Genomic DNA, 26,055 nt, shown 5'->3' on the forward strand with positions numbered 1-26,055 from the left:
TGGCCGAACACCTCCCCCCGAGGCGTCCGATGGGTGGACGATGGGACGGAACGACAGGGGGTTGGTTGTGGGCGAGTCGGTACCGGTGCGCTGCCCGGAATGCCTGCGCACGCAGGCGTACGCGGCGCCCGTCTTCCCCTGCGCGTGCGGAAGCCCGGTGGCGCCGCCCGTGACGGCGGGCGCGACGGCGGAACCCATCACGCACCGGAACTGGACGGACGAGTGGGTCACCGTCCGCTGCGGAGCCTGCGGCCGCGAGGACGACTGGCCGCACCCGGAGACGGGCTGCACGTGCGGGGCGGTCCTGCGGGTACCGGTGCGGGCGGTGGAATCGGGGACCCCGACGGCCGGCGGGCCCGCGGAGGGCTCCGGAGGAGCCGCCGGGTCGTGGCCGGAAGCGGGTGCCGACCGGTCGGGCTCGGGCTCGGGTACGCGTCCGGGTACGGGCAGGGGCACGGGCACGGGCAGGGGCACGGGTACGGGCACGGGTACGGGTACGGGCACGGGTACGGGTACGGGCGCTGCCGGGCCGGGAGCGATCGGCGGTGGCCGGGCTCCGTCCTCGCCGCCCTCTCCTCAGGCCGGCCTGTCCGGCCCGTTCGATCCGTCCGCCACGTCCAGCCCGATCGATCCCATCGATCCCATCGATCCGATCGGTCCGTCCAGCCCGTCCGGCTCCTCCGGTCTGACTGGTCCGATCGGTCCGATCGCCGCGGGCGGGCCCCACCCGCCCCGGGCGGACGCCTCCCCCGGTACGGAGCACCCCCAGCCCGTCGAACCCGGCTCGGCCTGGTTCGGCACGGGCCCCGGCCCCCTTGGTACGGGTCCCGGTCCCGCGGGTACGAGCCCGGGCACCTCCGGAGCCGCGCCCGGGCCCGGTCCGGCCCCCGGCGCCCCCGGCGCCCCGCCCGGGCCCGCCGCCCACCGTCACCCCGCGAACCCGCCCCGTCCGGGCGGGCCCCGCACCTTCGCCGAGCGCTATCCCTCCCACATACCCCTGCCGCCCACCGCCCCGCGTCCGGCCCCGGTGCGCGGGGACTTCCGGCCGCTGACGATCCGGACCGCTCGGGACGCGGTCGCCGCGGCCGCCGGGTACCTGCGCTGGCTGGGGTTCCGGGACGTGGTCCAGCCCGAGGAGCGTCCCGCGTCCGGGGTGGACCTGCGGGCGCTGGGGCTCGTCGCGCAGGTCGACCCGAGCACCCGGCCCACCGGGCTCCGGGCCGTCGAGTGCCTCTGGCTGAACGGGCTGAGCGCCTCCTCCGTGAGCGTGTTCTTCTCGCTCGCCGGCTACACCCCTGAGGCCCGTTCGCGGGCCGCCGAGGTCGGCCTTCCGCTCTTCGTGCTCGACCTGACCGGCACCCCGCAGCCGGTGAACAGCGCCGCCGACGACCTGGCCTCGGGCGCCGTCTGAGCGTGCCGCCCAGGGCCCGCCCCTGTGCGCCGGCCCCGAAGGCGTGGCGCCCACAACACCTCGGCATCCGAAACCGGCCATTCACGCGTGACGATCACGCTCCCCCGGGCACAACACCCTCGGGGGGTGGGCGTCATGCCGACGGGGATGTGGTGGTTCATAGGAGCGGCCTGCGGTCAACTACTGCTCGCCGTCGCCTTGTTGCGAACCCGCAGCAAGGAAAGCGAAGGGCCGCGTCCGGACGACGTGCCGCCGCCGCAGGCCCTGGCGCTGCTGCGCGGCGGGCGGCGGGCGGCCGTCACCGTGGCGCTGGTGGCGCTGCACCAGCGCGGGGCGGTCGCGGCGGGCCGCAAACATACGATTCGGGCCAACGGCGGCCCCGGCCGCACCCGGGACCCCGTCCAGCTGGGGGTGCACGGGGCGCTCCACCGGGCGTTCGCGTTGCGCGATCTGGCGCTGCGCCCCGAGGCACGCCGGGCGGTGGACGCGCTGCGCCGCGAGCTGCGCGGGGCCGGGCTGCTGCAGCCGCCGGCGCGGATGTGGGCGGCCAGGGTGCTGCTCGGCTGCGTACCGCTGACGGTGGCGGCGGGGGCGTACGCGACGGGGGCGACCGGTACCGGTCTGGCCGGGGCGCTGGCGGCCGGGGCCCTGCCCGTCCTGCTCGCGGCCGTGGTGCTGCTACGGCTGCCGCCGGCGACCCGGGCGGCGCGACGGCTCCTCACCGGGCTGCGGGAGCGGTACCCGCTGCCGGCGCATCGGCGTGAGGTGACGGACGGGTGGCTCGTCCAGCTGTACGTGGCCCTGTACGGCGATCCGGCGCTCGCGCTGTTCCTGCCCCATTTCTCGCGGGACGGCGGGCTGCTCGACCGGCCCGGTGAGGTGGACCGGAACCGGCCGCCGCAGGATCGTGGTCCGGTTCCGGGAGACGGCGCGGGGTGAGGCCGCGCCATACTGTCGTATGCGCATCAGAGCGGCCGCTCCGGCCGAACTCCCGCTGCTCCAGGACATCGAACGGGCGGCGGGCGAGCCGTTCCGTACTCTCGGCATGGCGGCGATCGCCGACGACGACCCGCTGCCCCTGGACGTCCTGGAGTCCTATCGCCGTGCGGGCCGGGCGTGGGTGGCGGTGGCCGCCGCCGACCGCCCGGTCGCGTATCTGCTGACCGACACGGTCGACGGCTCCGCCCACATCGAGCAGGTGTCGGTGCATCCGGACGCCGCCCGCCGGGGGGTCGGCCGGGCCCTGATCGAGCATCTGGCGGCGGCCGCCGGGGAGCAGGGTCTGGCGGCGCTGACCCTGACGACGTTCACCGAAGTGCCGTGGAACGCGCCGTACTACGCGCGGCTCGGCTTCCGTCCGCTCACCGACTCCGACCCGGCGCTCACGGAGGGCCTGCGGGCGATCAGCCGTGCGGAGGCCGACCACGGTCTGTCGGTCTGGCCGCGCGTCTGCATGCGCCGGGAGGTGGAGGGCGCCGCCCGGCTGCAGAGTTGACCTTCGCACCGGTGTCGACCGTCAGCGTCGACTGCCGCCGCACGCCGGATCCGATCGTGTCAGCCCTTGACGCGGACGCGGTTGAGGGGTGCCGGGGAGATCGTCCTGTGGGTCTTCAGGTAGTCCACGAAGCTCTCGTGGTCGGGGCTGTTGCGGACGGGCGCGGTGTAGCCGGCGAAGGCGCCGTACCCGTCGGCTCCGACGACCGTGTAGGCGAGGGCGGCGACCCGGTAGGTACGGGCGGGGTCGAGCGGCCGGCCGTTGATCCTCACGTCCCGGGGGGAGACGCGGTCGCCGACGGGCCGGGCCGGGTCGTAGCTGTACGAGACGTTGCGGGACACGGCGAGCGGCGCGGACCTCACCGACCCGTCGGTCTGCTTCTGCCACTGTTGTTCGAGGATCGCGTCGAGCTGACGGCCCTTCACGCCGACGGTGAGGACGGGGTTGCCGTAGCCGTAGGCGTTCCAGGACTCGCCGAACAGGATGCGCCCGTCCGCGTCGGCGGGGTTGCTCCCCTTCTTGAACGGCAGGTCACCCCGGACGGCGTTGCTGCCCTTGGCGGGCCGCGCGGAGATCAGCGCCAGATCGGCCCGCCCCTGGCTGGTGCGGTTGGCGTTCCAGAGCTGCGCGTCGGCGTACAGGTCGGCCGCCGTGCTCTCGCCCGCCGCGTTCGGTGTACGGGTGAAGGAGCCGGTCTGCCGGGCGAGCGGCTCGGCGAACCGCCGGGCTCCGCGCGCGACCCAGTAGTCGACGATCTTCTGGACGTCGCGGTCCGGTGCCACGTCGCGCGTCACGGCGTGGTTGACGGACCGGGTGCGGTCCCTGAGGACCTCACCGGTCGCCGGATCGAGGGACAGGTTGATCTCGTTGATCACACCGCCGTGGTGGCCCGCCTCCACGATCGGGCGCGGTTCGCCGGCCGGGTCGGGCACCATGCAGTTGAAGCGCCAGTGCCAGTCTCCCGTGACGATCGCGTCGATCTCGGCGGGGACCTTCCTCGCCAGTTCGAAGACCGGGCCGAAGACGGCGTCGCACGCGTCGTAGCCCGCGGTGATGTCGGTCGGCGACCCGCCCTCGTGCACGTTGAGGACGATGGCCTCGACGCCGCGACGCTTGAGCTCCTTGGTGTAGCGCTCGATGGTCCGTGCCTGGTCGAGGGCGCGCAGCTGCGGCTGGAAGGACGTCGAGTTGGTGACGGAGCCCTCCACCGTGGTGCTGATGAAGCCGACGGGTACGCGCTTCCCGCCGGCGGTGCGGAACCACTCGACGCGGTAGGGGTCCACCACCGGGCGACCGGTCCGCGCGTCGATGATGTTGCCCGATTGGAAGGTGAAGTCGGCGCCGTGGAAGCGCCGTCCGGTGGAGTCCGTGAAGCAGCTGTCCACGTCCACGGTGCCGAAGCACCGCCCCTCCTCCATGTGCTGGACCAGGAACTCGGGTGAGACGTCCAGCTCGTGGTTGCCCAGGGCCGAGAAGCGCACGCCGAGCTTGTTGAGCACCTCGACCGTCGGCTCGTCCTGGAAGGCGTCCACTTCGAAGGGCCAGCCGGCGAAGCTGTCTCCTGTGGCGAAGGTGACGGAGCGGGGGTGGTCGCCCCGTAACCGCTTGAGGTGGGTGGCGAGATAGGCGGCGCCGCCGACGGTGACCGAGGTGCCGCGCCCGGTGGGGATGGAGCCGCCCTGCCCGGCGGTGGGCGGCTGCAGGTAACCGTGGAAGTCGGTGATGCTGAGGAGTTGGATGTCGACAGTGTCGTCTGCGGCTGCCGGTGAGACGGACAGTGCGCCACCGAGGAGGGCGGTGCCCGCGGCGATGACGCCGATCCGGCGAAGGAAGTGTCTCAAGGCGATGACTCCTTCGGAGTGGGACGAGCGAACTCATCCCACTCCCCGTCGGTGTCATGGCCATGAACGTCGTACTGCGCTCCAAGGCATGGGGAATGACCGCTTCAGCGACTTCCCGGCCGGCGGGCGGGCCACGGGAACGCAGGTTGGCCGATGCCCCAACTGCCGTGATCCCGCAGCCGAAAAGGGGCCGCACCGCACCCGGCGGACTCGTCCGGCCCGACCGCCGCCTGCCACCTGACGCCACCCGCCTGCCGCTCGCTCCCGCCGCCCGCCGCCCGCCGCCCGCCGGTGCCGCCTACCGCCCACCGCCCCCGGTACCTACTCCGCGGCCGAAGCCTCCCCGTACCGCTGACGCAGTTCCACCTTCCGTACCTTCCCGCTCACCGTCATCGGGAACTCGGTGAGGATCTCCACCCGGCGCGGGATCTTGTAGTGGGCGAGCCGGTCGCGGCAGAAGGCGGTGACGTCCTCCAGGGTGGGCGGATCGGCCGGGTCGCGGGGGATGACGCAGGCGAGGATCTCCTCGCCGTAGCGCTCGTCGGGCACGCCCACGACCTGGACGTCGGCGATCTTCGCGTACCCGTAGAGAAACTCCTCGATCTCGCGCGGGTACACGTTCTCACCGCCCCGGATGATCATGTCCTTGATGCGGCCGACGATCTGGACGTAGCCGTCGTCGCGGATCACCGCCAGGTCGCCGGTGTGCATCCAGCGGCCGGAGTCGATCGCCTCGGCGGTCTTCTCCGGCTCGTCCCAGTAGCCGAGCATCACGCTGTAGCCACGGGTGCACAGCTCGCCCGCGGTGCCGCGTCCGACGGTGAGGCCGGTCGCCGGGTCGACGACCTTCACCTCGACGTGCGGCATGACCCGTCCGACCGTGCCCGTGCGGCGCTCCAGGTCGTCGTCGCGGCGGGTCTGGGTGGAGACCGGCGAGGTCTCGGTCATGCCGTAACAGATCGACACCTCCGCCATGTTCATCTCGGCGACGACCCGCTTCATCACCTCCACCGGGCACGGCGAGCCGGCCATGATGCCGGTGCGCAGGCTCGACAGGTCGTAGGTGGCGAAGTCGGGGAGGTTCAGCTCGGCGATGAACATCGTGGGCACGCCGTAGAGCGAGGTGCAGCGCTCCTCCTGTACGGCCCGCAGGGTGGCGGCCGGGTCGAAGGAGGGCGCGGGGATCACCATGCAGGCGCCGTGCGAGGTGGCGGCCAGGTTCCCCATGACCATGCCGAAGCAGTGGTAGAAGGGCACCGGGATGCAGATGCGGTCCTGCTCGGAGTAGGCGATCATCTCGCCCACGAAGTAGCCGTTGTTGAGGATGTTGTGGTGGGAGAGCGTGGCCCCCTTGGGGAAGCCCGTGGTCCCCGAGGTGTACTGGATGTTGACGGGCTCGTCGCAGGAGAGCGGTTCGGGGCGCAGCTCTCCCGGGGTGCGGGCGAGGAACGCGTCCCAGCCCGGGTCGCCGAAGTAGACCACCTCGCGCAACTCAGGGCATTCGGACCGCACTTGCTCGACCATCGCCCGGTAGTCGCTCGTCTTGTGCGTGAGCGAGGCGAAGAGCAGCGCGATCCCGGCCTGGTTGAGGACGTACGCCAACTCGTGCGGGCGGTAGGCGGGGTTGATGTTGACCATGACGGCGCCGATCCGGGCGGTGGCGTACTGCACGAGGACCCACTCGGCGCAGTTGACCGCCCAGATGCCGACCCGGTCCCCCTTCCGCACCCCGCTGCCGAGCAGCGACCCGGCCAACCGGTCGACGTCGGCGCCGAATTGCCCGTACGTCCAGCGGCGTCCGGTGGGCACGTCGACGAGTGCCTCCCGGTCCGGCCAGGCGGCGACGGCCCGGTCCAGGTTGGCGCCGATGGTGTCGCCGAGGAGCGGGGTCTCCGACACCCCATGGGCGTAGGAGAGTTCGGCGGGCGCGACGGTGCCGGACGTGGTCATGCGAGGTCCCCTTCCACGAATTCCCTGCCGCCGCCCTCGGCGGTCAGCCGGCGCAGTTCCACCCGCCGGATCTTGCCGGAGACGGTCTTGGGCAACTCGGCGAACTCGATGCGCCGGACCCGCTTGTACGGGGCGAGGACCGCGCGCGAGTGGGCGAAGAGGGCCTTCGCGGTCTCCGCGTCGGGCTCCCAGCCGGCCGCGAGGACGACGTACGCCTTGGGGACGGCGAGCCGCAGCGGATCCGGGGCGGGGACGACGGCGGCCTCGGCGACGGCCTCGTGCTCCAGGAGCGCGCTCTCCAGCTCGAAGGGGCTGATCTTGTAGTCGGAGGCCTTGAAGACGTCGTCGGCGCGTCCGATGTAGGTGACGTACCCCTCGGCGTCCCTGGAGCCGATGTCGCCGGTGCGGTAGTAGCCTTCGGCCATCGCCTCCGCCGTACGCTCCGGGTCGCCGTGGTAACCGGTCATCAGGCCCACCGGGTTGGTGGACAGGTCGAGACAGATCTCGCCCTCCTCCACGTCCGCCTGCCCGCTCACCGGGTCGACGAGGGTGACCCGGAAGCCGGGGCTCGGGCGCCCCATGGAGCCCTCCTTGAGCCGCTGGCCGGGGCTGTTGGAGACCTGGACGGCGGTCTCCGTCTGGCCGAAGCCGTCCCGGATGGTGACGCCCCAGGCGCGCCGTACGGACTCGATGACCTCGGGGTTCAGCGGTTCGCCCGCGGCGACGACCTCGCGCGGCGGGGTCTTCAGCTGGCCGAGGTCGGACTGGATCAGCATCCGCCACACGGTCGGCGGGGCGCAGAAGCTGGTGACGCCGTTGCGCTCCATCTCGTTCATCAGCCGGGCCGGGTCGAAGCGCGTGTAGTTGTGGATGAAGACGGTCGCCTCGGCGTTCCACGGGGCGAAGAGGTTGGACCAGGCGTGCTTGGCCCAGCCCGGCGAGGAGATGTTGAGGTGCACGTCGCCGGGCTTGAGGCCGATCCAGTACATCGTCGAGAGGTGCCCGACCGGGTACGAGGTGTGGGTGTGCTCGACCAGCTTGGGGCGGGCGGTCGTGCCGGAGGTGAAGTACAGCATGAGGGTGTCGTCGGCGAGGGTGACGCCCTCGGGCTCGAACACCTCGGACTCGCGGGCGGCGTGCTCGTACCCCAGCCAGCCCACCCCGTCGCCGCCGACCGCGATCCGGGTGTACTCCCCCGGGACGTCGTCGAACTTGGCGGTGTCCTCGGCGCGCACGACGACATGCCGGGCGCGGCCCCGGTCGACGCGGTCGCGGAGGTCGGCGGGGCCCAGGAGCGGGGTGGCGGGAATGACGACGGCGCGCAGCTTCATGGCAGCGAGCACGGTCTCCCAGAGCTCGACCTGGTTGCCCAGCATCACGATGATCCGGTCGCCGGCGCGGACGCCCTGGGCGCGCAGCCAGTTCGCGACGCGGTTGGAGCGCGCGGACATCTCGGCGAAGGACACCTTGGTCTCGGATCCGTCCTCCTCGACGAGGTGGAGCGCGGTCCGGGCGTTGCCCTCGGCGATGACGTCGAACCATTCGAGCGCCCAGTTGAACCGGTCGGACCGGGGCCAGGAGAAACCCTCGTAGGCCGTCTCGTAGTCCTCGCGGTGCTGGAGCAGGAAGTCCCGGGCAGCCCGGAACCTCTCCGTCGCACTGGTCGCGCTCTGTGCCGTCATACGTCCTCCTCGTTGCGGGACCGGTCCCGGACATCGTGTAATCAGTGACCCAGGTCTCACTACCCCCGTTCGGGGGTGAAGGAGTGGTCCCGTGACCGAGCAGAGGGAAACGGCCGAACTGCGCGCGGCGCTGCTGCGGCTGCGCCGGGGCAGCGGACTGCCCGTGGTCTTCGGCGGGCTGCTCCAGGACGGGCGGGGGATGCGGATCGGCGAGACCTGCGGAGCGGTGACGCCCGCGCTGCACGGCCTGACGATCTCGACCGGCTCGGGCCTCGGCGGCAAGTGCCTGGCCCTGTCGCGGCCGTGCGCGGTCACGGACTACCCCTCGGCCCGGCACATCACCCATGAGTACGACGGCCCGGTCGCGGCGGAGGGGCTGCGCTCGGTGATCGCGGTGCCCGTCGTCGTACGCCGCAAGGTGCGCGGTGTCCTGTACGGGGCACTGCGCGACGCCCTGCCGATCGGCGAGCGGGTCTTCGACGCGGCGGTCGCGGCGGCCCGGGACGTGGAGCAGGCGCTGGCCGTACGGGACGAGGTCGGCCGCCTCGACACCCTGCCGGCCCCGGGACCGTCCTGGGAGGAGGTCCGCCAGGCGTACGGGGAGCTGCGCGAACTGGCCCCGCAGGTCCCGGACCCGGAGCTGCGGGAACGCCTGCTCGCGGTCTGCGGCCGCCTGGAGACGGCCTCGGGGACACCCCGCGACCTGCCGGGGGTGGCGCTGACCCCTCGGGAGACGGACGTCCTCGCGGCGGTGGCCTCGGGCGCGACGAACGCGACGGCGGCGACGCGCCTCGGCCTGCGCCCGGAGACGGTCAAGGGCTACCTGCGCTCGGCGATGCGCAAACTGGGCGCGCACACCCGTCTGGAGGCGGTGGTGGCGGCCCGGAGGGCGGGGGCGCTGCCGTAGGGCGCGTCACCGGGGGAAGTCCCGTGATTCCCGCTGGGGCCCACTTCAGGAGCTCGGGCGGCTGGGCGCCGATTCGCCCGCCGGGTACCGGCCGGCCGCGCCGAGGACGGCGGCCAGGGCTTCCTCGCCAGTCACTCGGCCGACCCCGCCGTCTCCGCCGTCTGCACCAGCCCCGCCGTCACTCCGCATGGACGATCTCGTACGGGATCTCCGACGGCGTCATGAGCCGGAGGGTCCGCTCGGCCTCGGCGGTGAGGGCCGCACGCTGGGAGCGCGTCACATGCCCGAAGGGCTCGACGGTGAGGATGGTGCGGTCCTTGCCCTCGTCGAGGCGCCAGAGCCCGGCGAGGAAGCCGTCGAGGAGGAAGACGCGGTGGGCCTGGTTGCCGGTCCAGGTGCGGCCCTTGTGCTCGGCGGGCATGACACGGCTGCGGTCGGCGTGCGACAGCAGCAGGTTGTCGAACTCGGGGAGGAAGCGGGGCGGGGCCGGGGTGTCCTCGTCGGGGCGGGGCGCGTCGGGCAGGTCGAAGAGTTCGGTGCCGCGCGCGTCCTGGAAGACGAGGAGCCGGGGCCGCAGCCGCTCGAAGGCGGGGCCGAGCCTGGTGAGGCCGCACCAGGTCTGCATGTCCTTGACGGAGGCGGGTCCGAAGGCGCCGAGGTAGCGGAGCACGGTCTCGTCGAGATCGGCGGCGCCGTCGGCGGGATCGTCGAACCACTGGTCGGTCGTCGTGAGCGAGACCTGGCCGCCGCGCCCCCAGAGACCGCGCGGGGTGACCTGGACCAGGGGAAGGAGGCAGCGGGCGGCGACGGAGAGCGACAGGGGGTCGGCGTCGGGCCACTGGGGAAGCAGCGCTTCGCGCAGTTCCTTGGGAGTGCGGGGCCGCTCGGTCACGAGCGCGCGGGCGAGGTCGGCGAGCCGGTCGAGGTCGACGCCGTCGAGGCCCCCGCGGGAGACGAAGATGGCGAGCTCGCGGTCGATGGCCCCGCCCTGCGCGAGCCCGCGCAGGGCGACCGCGTCGCGGGCGGTGTGGGTGTGCACGGTGGAGCGCATGGTGACGATACGGGCGACGTCACGGGACTCCATGAGCGCGGAGAGCTGCTCGGGGCGGAATCCGTCGAGGCGGGCGGCGAGCGCGTAGTACGGGGGCTTGGTGTTCTGCGCCTGTAGGCCGAGAAGGTGCTCGACGGCCTCCGTGACGCCCAGGGAGGCGGGGCGGAGGAGCAGCTGGCGGTCGAGGGTGGCACGGTTCAGGGCGCGGGCACCGAGCACGGGGTGGGTCGTCTTGAGGGCCATGACGGGCACGCTACCCGGACTTGCGGACAGATACGGTCCGCAAGGCGGGATCGAGGCCACGACGGGGGGCGCCGGGCGCCGATCCATCCCCATTCACCCGAAACCAACCCCATATATCCTTCCCGGAGACTCAGGAGGTGCACGAGATGTCCGACCGTCGCCCACGCCAGGCATGGCGCCGCCCCCCGGCGGAGCCGCCCACGACCGCCGCCCCGGAGTCGTCGGAGGAGCGGCGGAGCGTGGTGCAGGCGAGCCTGTACCGGGACGGCCGTCGCGTCTCGTCCCCGGCGACGCTCGCGGAGACCTTCCGGCAGCTGCGCGAGCACCCGGACGGCATGGCGTGGATCGGTCTCCAGCGCCCGACCGAGGAGGAACTCCACTCCCTGGCTGCCGAGTTCGACCTGCACGAACTGGCCGTCGAGGACGCGATGGAGGCGCACCAGCGCCCCAAGCTGGAGAGGTACGGCGACACGCTCTTCGTGGTCCTCCGGGCGGCCCGCTACCTGGACGCGCAGGAGGAGGTCGAGTTCGGCGAGCTCCACGTCTTCGTGGGCCCGGACTTCCTGATCACGGTCCGCCACGGCGCCGCACCGGACCTCTCCACGGTCCGCCGCCGCATGGAGAAGGACCCGGAGCTGCTCGCCCTGGGCCCGGAGGCGGTCCTGTACGCGATCCTCGACGCGGTGGTCGACGGCTACGCGCCGGTGGTGGCGGGCGTCCAGAACGACATCGACGAGATCGAGACGGAGGTCTTCGGCGGCGACCCCGCGGTCTCCCGCCGCATCTACGAACTCTCCCGGGAAATGGTCGAGTTCCAGCGCGCCACCCGCCCCCTGGTCGGCATGCTGCACGGCCTGATGGCCGGCTTCGCCAAGTACGGCACGGACGAGGAACTCCAGCGCTACCTCCGCGACGTGGCGGACCACGTCACCCACACCAGCGAGCGCGTCGACGGCTTCCGCCAGGCACTCGCGGACATCCTCACGGTCAACGCGACCCTGGTCACCCAGCAACAGAACGCGGAGATGCGGGCGTTGGCGGAGGCGGGCTTCGAACAGAACGAGGAGATCAAGAAGATCTCCTCGTGGGCCGCCATTCTGTTTGCACCCACACTCGTGGGAACCATCTACGGCATGAACTTCGACACCATGCCGGAGCTGCACTGGGCGGGCGGGTATCCGTTCGCGATCGTGCTGATGGCCGTGGTCTGCACGAGCCTGTACGTGATCTTCAAGAAGCGCGACTGGCTCTAGCCGGCCCGGCGGGCTGGCTCCTGCGAACGCCGAGGAGCGGTCCGTCGGACCGCCCGGGGCGAATCAGGCGTTCGCATCTCGCTTCCTCCGCCGGTCCCCTCGACGGGCACGTCGCCGAAGGCCCCTCCGCTGAAGGTGGGGCCCCGCGACGTTCTCCGTCTCAGCCGGATGCCTGCCCGTCCGTTGCCGCCGTGACGGGTTCCTCCGGCGCCGACGGCAGGCCGCGTAGCCGGCTCACCGGGGACAGGACAAGCGCGATCAGCACGGCGGCGGAGCCGATCGCCGCCACGGTCAACGCCCCCCCCGGGCGCCGATCCGGCCCGACAGCAGGCCCGCGAACAGACCGCCGAGTGCGCCGCCGCCGAACAGCAGGGTGCGGAAGACCGCCGTCATCCGGCCCATCATCGACTGCGGGGTACTGGCCTGCCGCAGGCTGACGATGACGACGCCGGCGACGCCGAGTCCCAGGTAGGTGGTGAAGAAGGAGAGGACGAACATCCCCACCATCACCGGCCGTGGGCCGGCGGCCAGGGCGATCAGCGTCGGGCCGATGAGGAGGACCGACTGGGCGACGAGGTAGACGAGACCGAGCCGGAAGCGCCGGATGACCTTCCGGGAGATCGCCGCGCCGATCAGACCTCCCACGGAGGCAGTGGCGAAGATACCGCCGAGGGTCGTCGAGTCCAGGTGCAGGTCCCGTGCCCCGTACAGCAGGAACATCGTCCACACGGTGACCATGGAGAAGTTGCAGCAGAACCCGATCAGCGCCAGCGACCGCAGAACCGGGTTCCTCAGCACCCAGCGCAAGCCGTCCCGGAGTTCGGTCGGCAGGTGCCGCCGTGCGGCCGACGGTCCGGGACGGGGCTCGGGCGTGCGGATGAGCAGCAGCGAGATCAGGGACACCAGATAGGAGAACGCGTCGACGATCAGCGCCACGGGCGCGGTCAGGGCGCCGACCAGGACACCCGCGAGTCCGGGCCCTGCCACATCCGCCGCCGATGAGCTCATCCCCATCTTGGCGCCGGCCTCCACGTAGCGATCGGGGTCGCGTACGAGGGTGGGTACGTACGACATCCAGCTCACGTCGAACAGCACCGAGGCGACGCCGACGGCGCAGGCGATCACGAGCAGCGAGCCCATGCTGAGCACGTCCGTCCAGTACAGGACGGGGACGAGGGCCAGCAGGATCATCCGGACGAGGTTGGCGCCGAGCATGATCCGCCGCCGTCGGGCCCGGTCCACCCACACCCCGAAGACCAGGGCAAGCCCGAGGTACGGGACGAGCTGCAGGAACCGCAGGACACCGACCTGCTCGTCGGTGGCTTTGAAGGCGATGATGGCGGTCAGCGGCAGGGCGAGGTTCGTGACCTGGGTGCCGAGGAGCGAGAGTGTCTCGCCGAGCCAGAACCTGAGGAAGTCGCCGTTGCGCCAGAGACTCTCCTGGGACGGTTCCTCGGTGCGTATCTGCGTGGCGGTCATCGCCGTCCCTGGCGGACGAGGTCCGCGACCGCGTCGGCTACGTGATCCACCTCTTCCTCGGTGTTGTAGTAGTGCGGCGACAGGCGCAGACACCATTCGATGCCCTTGTCCCCGAAGTCGAGCTGCGCGAACTCGCGGAAGCTGAGTGCCGAGTTGATGGATCGGGCGTCCAGGGCCGCCTTGAACGGCTCCGGCTGCCAGCCCTCCACGCCGAAGGTGACGAGCGCGGCAAGACGCCGGCCGCGGTCGAGCAGGCGCACCCCGGGGATGGGTGCGAGCCGGTCGCGCAGCCGGGCCGCGAGCATCGGTGTGCGCTGCTCGATGGCCTCGATGCCGACCTCGCGGGCGTAGCGCGTCGCGGCCGCGCTGCCGAGCACCGCGGCGTACGGCAACTCCCACTCCTCGAACCGGGCCGCCGTCCTGACGGGCTCGTAGTCGCCCGGCTCGGTCCAGCGAGCGCCGTGCATGTCGATGAACAGCGGTTCGTAGCCCGCGCGCAGGACGCGATCGGAGACGTACAGGAATCCGGAGCCGCGCGGACCGCGGAGGAACTTGCGGCAGGTGGCGGTGAGGAAGTCGCAGCCGATCTCCTCCACGTCGATGACGAACTGGCCCACCGACTGACAGGCGTCGACCAGGTAGAGCAGGTCCGACTCGCGGCAGTGGCGGCCGATCTCGACCACCGGCGAGACCAGGCCCGAGTTGGTGGGGACATGGGTGGCGGACACCAGGCGCGGGCGGTGGGTGCGCATCAGCGCGGCCATCGCCTCCACATCGACCCCGCCCTCGGGTGCGTCGGGCGCGTGGACGATGCGTACGCCGAATCGCTTGCGCAGGGACAGGAAGGCGATCTGGTTGGAGACGAAGTCGTCGCGGGTGGTGAGGATGACGTCGTCGGGCTCGAACGGGATCGACGACAGTGCGTTGGAGTAGGCGTGAGTGGCGCTGCCCGCGAAGGCGATGTTGTCGGGCGTCGTGTTGATGAGGGCGGCGATCTCCGTGTAGAACTCGCGGACTTCGGCGGATCGGGCGGCCGAGGCCTCGTAACCGCCGATCCGGGCCTCAAGGTTCACGTGGCCGACCATCGCGTCGAGGACCGGGGCCGCCAGGAGGCCGGAGCCCGCGTTGTTGAAGTGGATGACCTGCCGGCACCCCGGGGTGTCGGCCCGCAGAGCGGCGACATCCAGCTGAAGTGCTTCCGAAGCGGAGCCAGTAGCGCTATTCTTATCTGTCATGAATGACGGTAGCACTTCTGGCGAGTTGGCCGACAGTCTTCGTACGCTGCTCTCCCGGCTTTCGCCCGGCGACCGGCTGCCGAGCAGCCGGGAGCTGATCAAGGAGTACCGGGTCGGCCCGGCGACCGTGGCGCGGGCCATCGCCGCACTGGCCGCCGAGGGTGCCGTGGTGACCCGACCGGGCAGCGGGACGTACGTGGCGCAGCGCACCCGGTTCGGCGACGCAGCCGCTGCAGGCGACATGTCCTGGCAGACGGTCGCCCTCACCGACCGCGCCGTCGACACCCACCTGATCGCCGACCCGCTCGGTCCGCCACCGGCCGGCACGATCACGATGGACGGCGGCTACGTGCACCGATCGCTCCAGCCCACCCGGGCCCTCAGTGCGGCGCTGGCGCGGGCGGCACGCCGTCCGGACGCGTGGGACCGCGCCCCGGCAGGCGGCCTGTTGGCGCTGCGCACCGTGTTCGCCCGGATCGTCGGCGGCAGCGTGGTCCCGGAGGACGTGCTGGTCTCCGCCGGCGGGCAGAGCGCCCTGTCGATCGCGTTCCGGGCCATCGCCGGGCCCGGCAGCCCCGTCCTGGTGGAGTCCCCCACGTACCCCCGGGCCCTGGCCGCCGCCCGTGCCGCAGGGCTGCGGCCGGTCCCGGTACCGCTCGACGCAGACGGCCTGCGGCCCGACATGCTGGCCGACGCGTTCGCGATGACCGGCGCGCGGCTGCTGTACTGCCAGCCGACCTACCAGAACCCGACCGGCACCGTGCTCACGCCCGAACGGCGCCGCCAGATCCTCGATGTGGCGCGCGCCTCGGGCGCGTTCGTGGTCGAGGACGACTTCGCACGGCACCTGGGACACGGCGGCGCCGTGCCGCGGCCGCTGGTCGCCGACGACCGGGACGGTACGGTCGTCCATGTCACCTCACTCACCAAGCCGGCCGCACCGAGCCTGCGGATCGGGGCCCTCGTGGCCCGCGGGCCGGTGATGGAGCGCATGCGGGCGGTGCGTCTGGTCGACGACTTCTTCGTCACGCGCCCGCTCCAGGAAGCCGCGCTGGAAGTGCTCAGCTCCCCCTCCTGGGACCGCCACGTCCGTTCTCTCGGTGCGGCGCTGCGGGAGCGGTGCGCCGTACTGGCCGCCGCGGTCACGCAGGAGATCCCCGGCGCGACCCTGGCCGGGTTGCCTACGGGCGGGCTGCACCTGTGGGTTCGCCTGCCGTCGGGCGTGGACGACACGCTCCTCACCGGCGCCGCCCGGCAGCACGGCGTCGCCGTGAGCGCCGGCAGTCGCTACTTCGCCACCGAGCCGCCGGCGGCTCACCTGCGCATCGGGTTCGCCGGGACCGCCGACCATGCCGAGCTGGCCGAGGGTGCTCGTCGACTGGGAGCCGCGCTTGCGGATGTCGGCCCTCGGCAGCAGCGAGGCGCGCTGTAGCGACGCCCGGGACGCGGAGGCGCCGGCGTGACCTAGAGTGCGGGGGTGCCGTCGTACAGCATTGGGCAGGCCGCGCGGCTGCTCGGAGTGAGTTCGGAGACCGTTCGCCGGTGGGCGGACGGCGGTCGGCTGCGCATGGACCGGGACGGCTCGGGCAACCGGGTGATCGACGGGGTGGGGCTCGCCCGCTTCGCCCAGGAGCGTGGGGCCGGGCTGCACGCCGTTCCCGAGGACGATGTGCCGACCTCGGTGCGGAACTCCTTCGTGGGGATCGTCACCGGGGTGCGGAGCGACGACGTGGCCGCGCAGGTGGAGGTGCAGTCCGGGCCGCACCGGCTGGTGTCCCTGGTGACCCGGGAGGCCGTTGAGGAGCTGGGGCTCGACGTCGGGATCACGGTGACGGCGCGGGTGAAGTCGACCAGCGTGCACATCGACCTGCCGTGACGGCCGGGGGTGGGGTCAGCGGCAGAGGAGTGCGGCGCTCAGGTCCACCCGGTCGTCGAGCCGGGACAGGTCCCGGCCGGTGAGGGTCTCGATGCGTTCGACGCGGTAGTGGACCGTGTTGACGTGGATGTGCAGGGCCTCGGCGGTCCGTGTCCAGGAGCAGTCGTGCGCCAGGAAGACCTCCAGGGTGTCCAGGAGCATGACCCCCGACCGCCCTCCGTTCAGCAGGGGTCCGAGGACCGTCTCTCGGTAGACCTCCCGTACGGCGTCGGGGATGCCGCCCAGCAGCAGGGCGAGCCCGTCGAGGTCGCTGAGCCCGGCGACCCGTGGAGCCGGACGTGTCGCGGTACGGGCCGCCGCGAGGGCGTAACGGGCCTGCGTCAGCGCGGTGTTCAGCTCCGCGGGCGTCGCGACGGGCGTGCTCAGGCCGGCCTGCCAGATGCTCTCCGGGCGGCAGGCCTGCACCAGGGGCCACACCTCCCGTAGGCGATCCCTCGTGGCGTCGGCGGTGACGGCCTCGTGGGCGAGGACGGCCGCCACCTCGTCGCCGGCGCACGGGGCGACGGCGAACGCGACGGACGTCAGATGACCGAGTGCCTCGGTGAGCGCGGCGATGCCGTCGGCGCCGGCGTCCGCGTTCGGCTCCAGGGAGGCGACGACCACCGTGTACGCCGCCCGGTCGCCCAGACCGCAGGAGGCCAGCGCGTCCCGCAGGTGGTCGGTGTCGGCGCGCGGGGCGCCGATGGCCTCCACCAGCCGGGCGGCGGCGGGGCCGCGTGCCGCCCGGTGCCGGTCCTGGCGGCGGCGGTGACGGCCCAGGAGTTCGGATATCTCGTGGAGGACCCTCGGGGGCACCTGTCCCTCCTCGGGCAGGTGCAGGTACCAGGTGTCGAAGTCCGTGCCCTCGGCCTCGACGCGCAGTGTCGTGCCCTGCCCGCCACGCAGGGCTTCCACGGCCGCCCTGGCGGGGAGTTCCGCCGCGGCGTCGGTCCGGGTGACGGTGCGGCCGCTGGCGGTGAGCAAGTGGCAGGCGGGCGAGCCGAGATGGGCGAAGGCCCGGTCGAGCAGCTCGCCGGCCGTCGCGCCGCTCTCCAGGGCGCGGTCGAGGTCCAGGCGGACGTTCTCCGGCAGGGCGTGGTGCCCGGTGGGGCGGCGGCTGAGTTCGCCCCACTGCCGCAGGTACACGGCTTCGGTGATGGCCCGGAAGCCGGTGTGCGGGGGCACGGCGATCAGGGCGACGCGGTGTTTGCGGCAGGCGTCGGCGAGTTCGCGCGGCACGTGTCCGTGGGTCTCCTCGCCGGCGAGGAGTGCCACCGCTCCCGCCCGGCGCAGGGCCGACACGAAGTGGTCGGTCTTGGCCGGTGCGCCGTCCGGGGTCCACCACACGAGTCCGCTCAGCACGACCTCGCCCGGCTGGAGAAAGCGCTCCGGGTCCTCCAGGTCGGTCGCGGTGACCCCGGCGATCTCCTGGCCGAGGAGCGACTCGTCGCCCCAGACGAGGGAGAGGTCCAGGCGGTCGAGCCGGAGGAGGTGGTCGACGTGCATACGTGGCTCCTTGCGCGGTCGCGGGAGTGGCCCGCGCTCACATTCACGAGGCGAATACGAGTCGATGCATCGTAGATGCCAAGGTGAAGGCGGAGAACCGTTCCTGGTCGATCATCCAGCACCGGGGGCCGGGAGGTGGATGTTTTCCGGGTTCCCGTCCAGTCGTGCGGCAGGTCTCCGCCGGGCTTCACTGGCCTGAAGGCACCGGTCGGAAGGCAGTGGTGGGGATGGACCTGAACACGATCACGGACGTGAGGGACGCGCGCCTGCGTGAGCCCTGGCGCCCCGGGGACGCGTGGCTGGGGGGCGGGACGTACCTGTTCTCCGAGCCCCAGCCCCACCTGCGACGGCTGCTCGATCTGAGCCGGATGGGCTGGGAGCCGCTCAGGCGTCACGCGGACGGCTCGCTGGAGATCGCCGCGACCTGCACGATCACCCAGCTGTCCCGCTTCGGGCGGCGCTTCCTCGACTCCCCCGCGGCACCGCTCTTCGAGCAGTGCTGCCGGGCCTTCCTCGCCTCGTTCAAGATCTGGAACATGGCCACCGTCGGCGGGAACCTCTGCAACGGCCTTCCGGCCGGGCCGATGATCTCGCTCACCGCCGCCCTGGACGGCACCTGTCTCCTCCAGGCGCAGGACGGCTCCACCCGTGAGGTGAAGGCGGCCGACTTCATCCGGGGCGCGGGCGTCAAGGACCTCGCGGACGGGGAACTGCTGCGCTCGGTGACCCTGCCCGGGCGCGCGCTGGAGTGCCGTACGGCCTACCGGCAGGCGTCGTTGTACGGGCTCGGCCGGTCCGGGGCCCTGGTGATCGGGGCGCTCGACCCGGTGGACGGCTCGCTCGCGGTGACGGTGACCGCGGCCACCACCCGCCCGTTCCGGTTCTGGTTCCCGCTGCCGCCCACCGCGGAGCACCTCCGGACCACGATCGACGCCGCGGTGTCCGGCTCCGAGTGGTTCGACGACATCCACGGACTGCCCGAGTGGCGGCGGCACATGGGCCTGCGCCTCGCCGAGGAGGTCCGCCGCGAACTGACCGCGCCCACCACACCCCACGGCTCCCAGGAAGGTGCCCGATGAGCTTCGGACTCCACGTCAACGGCCGCCCGTTCGACACCGAGCCGCGCTCCGGCCAGTGCCTGCGCACCTATCTGCGCGAGCGGGGCTGGTTCGGCGTGAAGAAGGGCTGCGACGCCGGCGACTGCGGGGCCTGCACGGTCCACGTGGACGGTGCGCCGGTGCACAGCTGTCTCTACCCCGCCGTGCGGGCCGAGGGACGGTCCGTCACCACGGTGGAGGGGCTCGCCTCCCGGGACGGCGAACTCCACCCCGTACAGCAGAAGTTCCTCGACGCGCAGGGGTACCAGTGCGGCTTCTGCACCGCCGGGTTCCTGATGACGACCGCCGCCCTGGAAGCCGAGCGGGGTTCCGCGCACGACGACGGCAAGCTCGACGATCTCCCCCGCGCCTTCAAGGGCAACATCTGCCGCTGCACCGGCTACCGGGCGATCGAGGACGCCGTCCGGGGCGTGCAGCACACCGAACGGCCCTGCGCCGGAAAGGCGGTGGGCCGCAACGTCGCCGCCCCGGCAGGACCGCAGGTCGTGACCGGCACCGCCCGCTACACCTTCGACGTCGAGGTCCCGGGCCTGCTCCACATGAAGCTGCTGCGCTCCCCGCACCCGCACGCCCGGATCCTGGCGATCGACACCTCGGCCGCGCTCAGGGTCCCCGGCGTCCACGCCGTACTGACCCATGAGGACGCACCGGCGACCCTGTACTCCTCGGCCCGGCACGAGCATCCCACCGAGGACCCCGACGACACCCGGGTCCTGGACGACGTCGTCCGGTACGTCGGGCAGCGGGTCGCCGCCGTCGTCGCCGACAGCGAGCAGGCCGCCGAGGAGGGCTGCCGCCGCATCGAGGTGACGTACGAGGAACTCCCGTACGTCACCGACCCGGAGGAGGCGATGCGCCCCGGCGCCCCCGTCCTGCACGCCGGCAAGGGGCCGGAGGTGCGGATCGCCCGGGTCGAGAACAACGTCGCCGGCGAGGTCCACGGCGAGATCGGTTCCGTCGAGCAGGGCTTCGCCGAGGCCGACGTCGTGTACGAGGAGACCTTCCGCACCCAGCGCGTGCAGCACGCCAGCCTGGAGACCCACGGCTGCGTCGCGTACCTCGAGCCGAAGGAGGACGGTACGGGCGAGCGCCTCACCGTGCGCTCCTCCACCCAGACGCCGTTCCTGACCCGACGGGCCCTGTGCGCGCTGTACGGCCTGCCGGAGGACGAGGTGCGGGTGGTCGCCGGCCGGGTCGGCGGCGGCTTCGGCGGCAAGCAGGAGATGCTCACCGAGGACATCGTGACGCTGGCCGCGCTGAAGCTGCGCCGGCCGGTGAAGCTGGAGTACACCCGGGCCGAGCAGTTCTACGGGGCCACCACCCGGCACCCGTTCACCATCGGCATCAAGGTGGGCGCCCGCGCCGACGGGACGCTGACCGCCGTGCGGATGCGGGTCGTGTCCAACACCGGCGCGTACGGCAACCACGGCCCCGCGGTGATGTTCCACAGCGTCGGCGAGTCCTTCGCGGTCTACCGCGCCCCGCACAAGAAGGTCGACGCCTTCTCCGTCTACACCAACGCCGTCCCGGCGGGCGCCTTCCGCGGCTACGGCCTCGGCCAGGTCACCTTCGCCGTCGAGTCCGTCATGGACGAACTGGCCCGCCGCCTCGGCATGGACCCCCTCGTCCTCCGGGAGAAGAACATCATCGGGGCCGGCGAGGGCATGCACAGCCCGATCGGCGAGGAGGAGGACCTGTACATCGCCTCCTACGGCCTCGACCAGTGCCTGTCGGTCGTCCGGAACGCCCTGGCCGAGGACCGCAGTGCCGAGGAGGCACCGGAGGGCTGGCTGGTCGGCCAGGGCACCGCGATGGCGATGATCGCCACCGGACCGCCCGGCGGCCACTACGCCGACGCCCGCGTGTCGCTCCTGGAGGACGGCACCTACGACATCGCCGTCGGCACCGCCGAGTTCGGGAACGGCACCACCACCGTCCACCAGCAGATCACCGCCGGGGCCCTCCACACCACCGAGGACCGCCTCACCGTCCGCCAGTCCGACACCGACGTCGTCCGCCACGACACCGGCGCCTTCGGCTCCGCCGGCACCGTCGTCGCCGGCAAGGCCGTCCTGCTCGCCGCGACCTCCCTCGCCGAACGGCTCCGGACCCTTGCCGCCCGTCACGCCGGCGTGGCCCGCCACCTGTGCGTGCTCGGCGCCGAGTCCGTCGACTGCGCCGGCCGTACGGTGACCCTGAAGGAGCTGTACGAGGCGGGTCACGCGCTCGGCGCGGCGGAGGAGCTGGCGGCCGACGGGCACTGGGGCGGCTCGCCGCGCTCGGTGGCCTTCAACGCCCAGTGGTTCCGCGTCGCGGTCGACCCCGGCTCCGGCGAGATCCGCATCCTGCGCAGCGTGCACGCCGCCGACGCCGGCAAGGTCATGAACCCGATGCAGTGCCGCGGCCAGGTGGAGGGCGGAGTCGCCCAGGCGCTGGGCGCGACCCTCTTCGAGACCGTGCGGCTCGACGAGCGCGGCGAGGTCACCACGGCCGCGTTCCGCCGCTATCGGCTTCCCCAGTACGCGGACGTCCCCCGTACCGAGGTCCACTTCACGGAGACGTCCGACGCGATCGGCCCGCTCGGGGCGAAGTCGATGAGCGAGAGCCCGTTCAATCCGGTCGGCCCGGCGTTCGCCAACGCTCTGCGGGACGCCACGGGCATCCGCTTCACCGAGCTGCCGGTGACCCGCGACCGCGTCTGGCTCGCCCTCGACCGACAGGCGAGGTCCGAGGTCCGAGACCCGCGTATCACCCGGTGACACCGTCGACCTCTCTCGTCACTTCCTCCAACCCCCCTCTCATTCGCCATGGAGAGTCCCACGACGTTGTTGCAGATGAGATCGAGCACGGCCTACGGTGTCGCATATGCAGTCCTACACGATCGGGCAGGCCGCTCGTCTGCTGGGCGTCAGCCCGGACACGGCGCGGCGCTGGGCGGACGCGGGCAGGGTGGCGACCCACCGCGACGAGAGCGGTCGGCGTGTCATCGACGGGAAGTCGCTCGCGGAGTTCTCCGTGGAGATCGCGCAGGGCGACGACGACGCGTCGTACACCTCGGCGCGCAACGCGTTCCCGGGGATCGTCACGGCGATCAAGCTCGGCGACGTCGCGGCCCAGGTCACGATCCAGGCCGGTCCGCACCGGCTCGTCTCCCTCCTCACCCGTGAGGCCGTGGAGGAACTGGGACTGGAAGTCGGCGTGCAGGCCACCGCCCGCGTGAAGTCGACCAGCGTGCACATCGACCGCACCTGACCACCCCTCACGCAGTACCGAGCAGCTCGGCCGTCGGCGCGGCCGCCTCCCACCGCATCTTCCGTTCCCATCAAGGAGTCCAGACCCTCATGTCTCTCACCCACACCCCCGCCAGACGCCGTACCGCCGCCGCCGTGCTCACCGCCGCCCTGCTGGTGCCGCTCGCGGCCTGCGGGAACAGCGACGACACCAAGGAGGACGCCGCCGGCTCCTCCGGCTCGGCGTCCGCATCCGCCACCGGCTCCGCGAGCGGCGCGCCCGCGGCCGACCTGATCGTCCTCGCCGCCGCCTCGCTCACCGACGTCTTCAAGACGGCGGGGGCCGCGTACGAGAAGTCCCACCCGGGCACGAAGCTCACCTTCTCCTTCGCCGGCTCGCAGGAGCTCGTCGCGCAGGTCTCGCAGGGTTCGCGCGCCGACGTCCTGGTCACCGCCGACACCAAGAGCATGGACAAGGTGAAGGCCGACACCGGCACCCCCGCGATCATCGCGAAGAACCGGCTCGTCATCGCCACCGGCGAGGGCAACCCCTTCAAGGTCGACGACCTCAAGGACCTGGCCGACACCAAGCTCAAGGTCGTCCTCGCCGCCCCCGAGGTCCCGGCCGGCAAGTACAGCAAGCAGATCCTGGACGCCCAGAAGGTCACGGTGAAGCCGGTCTCTCAGGAGCCGAACGTGCGCGCCGTCCTCAGCAAGGTCGAGCTCGGCGAGGCCGACGCCGGCCTCGTCTACAAGACGGACGCCGCGAGCGCCGCCGACAAGGTCGACGCCGTCGAGATCCCCGACGACCAGAACGCCATCGCGAAGTACCCGGCCGCCACGATCAAGGACTCCAAGAACGCCGAGGCGGCCGCCGCGTTCGTCGCCTGGCTTTCCTCGCCCGAAGGCCAGAAGATCCTCCAGGACGCCGGCTTCCAGAAGCCGTAGCCGTCCGGGATCAACCGTCCGGGATCACCAGATCGTGAGGGCTGTCCGTCCCGGGGGAACGGACAGCCCTCCTCCCTCATGTCTTCGGGGTCGACGATGAAACGAGCAGGCGTACGCGCGGCCGGCACCCGGCCGCCCCTGACTCTCGCGCTGCCCGCGCTCCTGGCCGTGGCGTTCCTGACCCTGCCGCTGCTCGGCATCCTCGTCCGGACGGAGTGGGGCGAACTCGCCGACCATCTGCGCTCACCGGGCACGGTCGAGGCGCTGAAGCTCTCCCTCGTCGTGTCGTTCTGGGCGCTGGGGCTCTCCCTGGTCCTCGGTGTGCCGCTCGCCTGGCTGCTGGCCCGCGTGCCGTTCCCCGGCAAGGCGCTCGTCCGCTCCCTCGTCCTGCTGCCGATGGTGCTGCCGCCGACGGTCGGCGGTGTGGCGCTGCTGCTCGCCTTCGGCCGGCGCGGGCTCCTCGGCCCCTGGTTCGAGAGCACCTTCGACATCACCTTCCCGTTCCACACGTCGGGGGCGGTGATCGCGGCCACGTTCGTCGCGATGCCGTTCCTCGTCATCAGCCTGGAGGGCGCGCTCGGCGGGCTGCGGCCGCGGTACGAGGAGACGGCGGCCTCGCTCGGCGCCTCGCCGGTACGGGTCTTCTTCACCGTCACGCTGCCGATGGTCGCGCCCGGCCTGATCGCGGGCGCGGCCCTCACCTGGGCGCGGGCGCTGGGCGAGTTCGGCGCCACGATCACCTTCGCCGGGAACCTGCCGGGAACGACGCAGACGCTGCCGCTCCAGGTCTACCTGCTGCTCCAGGACGAGCCCGAGGCAGCCACCTCCGTCTCGCTCCTGCTCCTCGCGATCGCCATGGGCGTACTGATCGCCCTGCGCGGCCGGTGGACGGGAACACCCTCGGACCGCCGCCCCCGCCCTGCCCCGGAGGCCGGCCCCGAGGAACCGGCGCCGGTCCCGTCGGCCTCCGCTGCGCCCGTCGCCCCGAAGGGGACCCGGCACTGGGCGCTGCACGCCGAGGTCACCGGCTTCACCCGACTCACCCTGGACGCCGACCCCGGCACCACCATCGCCGTCGTCGGCCCCAACGGCGCCGGAAAGACCACGCTGCTCCGCGCCCTCCTCGGGCTCACCCCCCGCGCCCACGCCGACCTGCGGCTCGGCGAAGAGGACGTCACCGCGCTGCCCCCGCACCGGCGGCATGTCGCCTGGGTCCCCCAGGACGGCGCACTGTTCCCGCACATGAGCGCCCTCGCGAACACGGCGTACGGACTCCGCGCCCAGGGCGTCGCGCGTGCCGAGGCCCGGCACGAGGCACAGACCTGGCTCGACCGGCTCGGAGTCGGCCCGCTCGCCCATCGCCGGCCGCCCCAGCTCTCCGGCGGGCAGGCGCAGCGCGTCGCCCTGGCCCGGGCACTGGCCGCCCGGCCCCGGCTCCTCGTCCTCGACGAACCGCTCGCCGCGCTCGACCAGACCACCCGCGCCCATGTACGCCACACCCTGCGCACCCACCTCGCCGACTTCGGCGGCGTCTGTCTGATCGTCACCCACGACCCGGTCGAAGCGGTCTCGCTCGCCGACCGCGTCCTCGTCCTCGACGAGGGCCGGGCCCTCCAGGACGCTGCCCCCGTCGAGGTCACCCGGCACCCCCGCTCCCCCTGGGTCGCCCGCATGCTCGGCCGCAACGCCTGGCCGGGCACGGCGACCCCGGAGGGCCTCGCACTGGACGGCGGCGGCACCCTGGTCGCGACCGACCCGCCGCCGCCCGGCACCCCCGCGCTCGCGATCGTCGCGCCCGAGTCGGTGTCCGTCCACCGCGAGAAGCCCACGGGCAGCCCCCGTAACGTCTGGCCCGGCACCGTACGCGAGATCACGGCGAGCGGCAGCCGGCTCCGGGTCCTGATCATCTCCGACCGGGCCCCCGACCTCGTCGCCGAGATCACACCGCAGTCGGCGGCCGAACTCGGCCTCGCCGACGGGGTGTCGGTCTGGACGAGCGTCAAGGCGACGGAGGCGACGATCGTGCCGCTGTGACGGGACCCCACGCTCTGACCGCGCATCAGGCCTCGGCCATGAGGTCTCGGTCATGAGGCCTCGGCCATGAGGCGCGGGGCCAGGCGGAAGCGAGGGAGATCTCGGTCGACTTCACGAGCGCCTCGACCGCCGAACCCTCGGCCAGGCCCAGGTCCCTGACGGCGTCGGTCGTGATCGCGGCGGCGACGTACGTGTCGTGGCGCTCGAAGCCTCGCGACTCCGCATCAGCAAGATGAGATCCATGCCCTGCCTTGCAGATGTGATCCGGAGAGGCAGGATTCCCTCTTGGATGATCACCTGTACCGACCTCGGTCATCGAGGCCTTTTTCTGTGTCTGTATCCAGTCGTCGCGCCGGGGTGACGACTGATTCACTGCTCACACCGGCCTCGGCGACGGAGTGGCTCTCGCCGCCGGGAACAACCGGACCAGGGGGGGTCCTGCGCGCTGTTCGCGGTGTTCGGCGCGCAGGAACCCTGCGGCGCGCGGCCCGCAGGGCCGACGACCGGGAGGGTCGCTTCGCCGGTACCGACACCCCCGCCGCCGCTGCAGCGGCCGTCGACGCTGTCGATACCTCCAATCCTCCACACCACATTTGCACGCCGATACGGGCGAACGACCAAGCATTCACGAATCAATTGTGGGATCAGGCCAGCAGATGCAGGATGGGGCAAGCGACTGGCGGGGCGGCGGCGACAGGGCGACCACACCGACGCCCACGTTCCTCCCTGCCCCGCTGTTCCTGCTCACGAGGCGAGG

The 26,055-nt window shown here is 72.4% G+C and carries 19 protein-coding genes and 1 pseudogene; 12 read left to right on the forward strand and 8 right to left on the reverse strand.

All coding sequences use genetic code 11. From position 1 onward, the window contains the following. Positions 1–157 precede the first annotated feature (157 nt). From E0F75_RS40795 to E0F75_RS33990, 3 genes are all read left to right on the forward strand, one after another. On the forward strand, positions 158–1,411 hold the full coding sequence (locus E0F75_RS40795) for a hypothetical protein (protein ID WP_374115482.1): 1,254 nt from the start codon (positions 158–160) through the stop codon (positions 1,409–1,411). A gap of 135 nt (positions 1,412–1,546) precedes the next feature. Further along, complete coding sequence (locus tag E0F75_RS33985; protein WP_229314815.1) at positions 1,547–2,350, forward strand: TIGR04222 domain-containing membrane protein; 804 nt, start codon at positions 1,547–1,549, stop codon at positions 2,348–2,350. Positions 2,351–2,369: 19 nt separating this feature from the next. Beyond that, positions 2,370–2,906 carry a GNAT family N-acetyltransferase gene (locus E0F75_RS33990; protein WP_229314816.1) on the forward strand — a complete coding sequence of 179 codons (537 nt, stop codon included), beginning with the start codon at positions 2,370–2,372 and terminating at the stop codon, positions 2,904–2,906. A 59-nt stretch (positions 2,907–2,965) separates the two neighbouring features. On the opposite strand, the gene E0F75_RS33995 is transcribed toward E0F75_RS33990, so the two are convergent. The 3 genes from E0F75_RS33995 to E0F75_RS34005 form a co-directional block, all read right to left on the reverse strand. After that, positions 2,966–4,747: a bifunctional UDP-sugar hydrolase/5'-nucleotidase gene (locus tag E0F75_RS33995; RefSeq protein WP_229314817.1), complete on the reverse strand. Its 1,782-nt coding sequence runs from the start codon at positions 4,745–4,747 to the stop codon at positions 2,966–2,968. Positions 4,748–5,068: 321 nt separating this feature from the next. Continuing rightward, positions 5,069–6,697 carry an AMP-binding protein gene (locus E0F75_RS34000; protein WP_229314818.1) on the reverse strand — a complete coding sequence of 543 codons (1,629 nt, stop codon included), beginning with the start codon at positions 6,695–6,697 and terminating at the stop codon, positions 5,069–5,071. Next, positions 6,694–8,379 carry an AMP-binding protein gene (locus tag E0F75_RS34005; RefSeq protein WP_229314819.1) on the reverse strand — a complete coding sequence of 562 codons (1,686 nt, stop codon included), beginning with the start codon at positions 8,377–8,379 and terminating at the stop codon, positions 6,694–6,696. The genes E0F75_RS34000 and E0F75_RS34005 overlap by 4 nt, the downstream gene beginning before the upstream one ends. A gap of 91 nt (positions 8,380–8,470) precedes the next feature. On the opposite strand from E0F75_RS34005, the gene E0F75_RS34010 reads away from it, so the two are divergent. Further along, positions 8,471–9,286: a helix-turn-helix transcriptional regulator gene (locus E0F75_RS34010; RefSeq protein ID WP_229314820.1), complete on the forward strand. Its 816-nt coding sequence runs from the start codon at positions 8,471–8,473 to the stop codon at positions 9,284–9,286. Positions 9,287–9,464: 178 nt separating this feature from the next. Here E0F75_RS34010 and E0F75_RS34015 read toward each other — a convergent pair whose 3' ends face one another. Beyond that, the gene (locus tag E0F75_RS34015; protein ID WP_229314821.1) at positions 9,465–10,580 is read right to left on the reverse strand and encodes a winged helix DNA-binding domain-containing protein; all 1,116 of its coding nucleotides are present in this window, start codon (positions 10,578–10,580) and stop codon (positions 9,465–9,467) included. A gap of 146 nt (positions 10,581–10,726) precedes the next feature. Between E0F75_RS34015 and E0F75_RS34020 the strand changes: the two genes are divergently transcribed. Continuing rightward, positions 10,727–11,833, forward strand: a complete 1,107-nt coding sequence (locus E0F75_RS34020) for a magnesium and cobalt transport protein CorA (RefSeq protein ID WP_229314822.1) — start codon at positions 10,727–10,729, stop codon at positions 11,831–11,833. A 291-nt stretch (positions 11,834–12,124) separates the two neighbouring features. Here the strand turns inward: E0F75_RS34020 and E0F75_RS34025 are convergent, their stop codons facing one another. Then, positions 12,125–13,312, reverse strand: coding sequence for an MFS transporter (locus E0F75_RS34025; protein ID WP_229314823.1), 1,188 nt, complete (start codon positions 13,310–13,312; stop codon positions 12,125–12,127). Continuing rightward, positions 13,309–14,547 (reverse strand): aminotransferase class V-fold PLP-dependent enzyme, encoded by a 1,239-nt coding sequence (locus tag E0F75_RS34030; protein ID WP_229314824.1) that lies wholly within the window; start codon positions 14,545–14,547, stop codon positions 13,309–13,311. Before E0F75_RS34030 ends, E0F75_RS34025 begins: the two co-directional genes overlap by 4 nt. On the opposite strand from E0F75_RS34030, the gene E0F75_RS34035 reads away from it, so the two are divergent. Continuing rightward, a complete protein-coding gene (locus E0F75_RS34035) occupies positions 14,546–15,979 on the forward strand; it encodes a PLP-dependent aminotransferase family protein (protein ID WP_229314825.1) in 1,434 nt (477 codons plus the stop codon). The two genes, E0F75_RS34030 and E0F75_RS34035, sit on opposite strands and share 2 nt — an antisense overlap. A 45-nt stretch (positions 15,980–16,024) precedes the next feature. Next, the gene (locus tag E0F75_RS34040; protein WP_229314826.1) at positions 16,025–16,423 is read left to right on the forward strand and encodes a molybdopterin-binding protein; all 399 of its coding nucleotides are present in this window, start codon (positions 16,025–16,027) and stop codon (positions 16,421–16,423) included. A gap of 15 nt (positions 16,424–16,438) precedes the next feature. On the opposite strand, the gene E0F75_RS34045 is transcribed toward E0F75_RS34040, so the two are convergent. Beyond that, complete coding sequence (locus tag E0F75_RS34045) at positions 16,439–17,968, reverse strand: PucR family transcriptional regulator (RefSeq protein WP_229314827.1); 1,530 nt, start codon at positions 17,966–17,968, stop codon at positions 16,439–16,441. Positions 17,969–18,195: 227 nt separating this feature from the next. Here E0F75_RS34045 and E0F75_RS34050 point away from each other — a divergent pair, with 227 nt between their 5' ends. The 5 genes from E0F75_RS34050 (at position 18,196) to E0F75_RS34070 (ending at position 25,298) form a co-directional block, all read left to right on the forward strand. Next, entirely contained in the window at positions 18,196–19,047 is an 852-nt protein-coding gene (locus tag E0F75_RS34050) for a xanthine dehydrogenase family protein subunit M (RefSeq protein WP_229314828.1), read from the forward strand. Further along, positions 19,044–21,845, forward strand: a complete 2,802-nt coding sequence (locus E0F75_RS34055) for a molybdopterin-dependent oxidoreductase (protein WP_229314829.1) — start codon at positions 19,044–19,046, stop codon at positions 21,843–21,845. The genes E0F75_RS34050 and E0F75_RS34055 overlap by 4 nt, the downstream gene beginning before the upstream one ends. 106 nt (positions 21,846–21,951) lie before the next feature. Further along, positions 21,952–22,338 carry a molybdopterin-binding protein gene (locus E0F75_RS34060; protein ID WP_229314830.1) on the forward strand — a complete coding sequence of 129 codons (387 nt, stop codon included), beginning with the start codon at positions 21,952–21,954 and terminating at the stop codon, positions 22,336–22,338. An 89-nt stretch (positions 22,339–22,427) separates the two neighbouring features. Continuing rightward, positions 22,428–23,264: a molybdate ABC transporter substrate-binding protein gene (modA, locus tag E0F75_RS34065; RefSeq protein WP_229314831.1), complete on the forward strand. Its 837-nt coding sequence runs from the start codon at positions 22,428–22,430 to the stop codon at positions 23,262–23,264. A 96-nt stretch (positions 23,265–23,360) separates the two neighbouring features. Next, positions 23,361–25,298: an ABC transporter permease gene (locus tag E0F75_RS34070; protein ID WP_229314832.1), complete on the forward strand. Its 1,938-nt coding sequence runs from the start codon at positions 23,361–23,363 to the stop codon at positions 25,296–25,298. A gap of 85 nt (positions 25,299–25,383) precedes the next feature. Here the strand turns inward: E0F75_RS34070 and E0F75_RS40800 are convergent. Next, positions 25,384–25,485 (reverse strand): annotated as a pseudogene (locus E0F75_RS40800) (TOBE domain-containing protein); the annotation flags it as partial. Positions 25,486–26,055 lie beyond the last annotated feature (570 nt).

Source organism: Streptomyces sp. CB02980, from assembly GCF_014451325.2.
Classification (GTDB): Bacteria; Actinomycetota; Actinomycetes; order Streptomycetales; family Streptomycetaceae; genus Streptomyces.

Coding starts and splice junctions, on each gene's coding strand:
- E0F75_RS34005 (WP_229314819.1), bottom strand. CDS start 8,379: ATGACGGCACAGAGCGCGACCAGTGCGACGGAGAGGTTCCGGGCTGCC.
- E0F75_RS34025 (WP_229314823.1), bottom strand. CDS start 13,312: ATGACCGCCACGCAGATACGCACCGAGGAACCGTCCCAGGAGAGTCTC.
- E0F75_RS34015 (WP_229314821.1), bottom strand. CDS start 10,580: ATGGCCCTCAAGACGACCCACCCCGTGCTCGGTGCCCGCGCCCTGAAC.
- E0F75_RS33990 (WP_229314816.1), top strand. CDS start 2,370: ATGCGCATCAGAGCGGCCGCTCCGGCCGAACTCCCGCTGCTCCAGGAC.
- E0F75_RS34070 (WP_229314832.1), top strand. CDS start 23,361: ATGAAACGAGCAGGCGTACGCGCGGCCGGCACCCGGCCGCCCCTGACT.
- E0F75_RS34020 (WP_229314822.1), top strand. CDS start 10,727: ATGTCCGACCGTCGCCCACGCCAGGCATGGCGCCGCCCCCCGGCGGAG.
- E0F75_RS33985 (WP_229314815.1), top strand. CDS start 1,547: ATGCCGACGGGGATGTGGTGGTTCATAGGAGCGGCCTGCGGTCAACTA.
- E0F75_RS34060 (WP_229314830.1), top strand. CDS start 21,952: ATGCAGTCCTACACGATCGGGCAGGCCGCTCGTCTGCTGGGCGTCAGC.
- modA (WP_229314831.1), top strand. CDS start 22,428: ATGTCTCTCACCCACACCCCCGCCAGACGCCGTACCGCCGCCGCCGTG.
- E0F75_RS34000 (WP_229314818.1), bottom strand. CDS start 6,697: ATGACCACGTCCGGCACCGTCGCGCCCGCCGAACTCTCCTACGCCCAT.
- E0F75_RS34055 (WP_229314829.1), top strand. CDS start 19,044: ATGAGCTTCGGACTCCACGTCAACGGCCGCCCGTTCGACACCGAGCCG.
- E0F75_RS34030 (WP_229314824.1), bottom strand. CDS start 14,547: ATGACAGATAAGAATAGCGCTACTGGCTCCGCTTCGGAAGCACTTCAG.
- E0F75_RS34045 (WP_229314827.1), bottom strand. CDS start 17,968: ATGCACGTCGACCACCTCCTCCGGCTCGACCGCCTGGACCTCTCCCTC.
- E0F75_RS34035 (WP_229314825.1), top strand. CDS start 14,546: ATGAATGACGGTAGCACTTCTGGCGAGTTGGCCGACAGTCTTCGTACG.
- E0F75_RS34050 (WP_229314828.1), top strand. CDS start 18,196: ATGGACCTGAACACGATCACGGACGTGAGGGACGCGCGCCTGCGTGAG.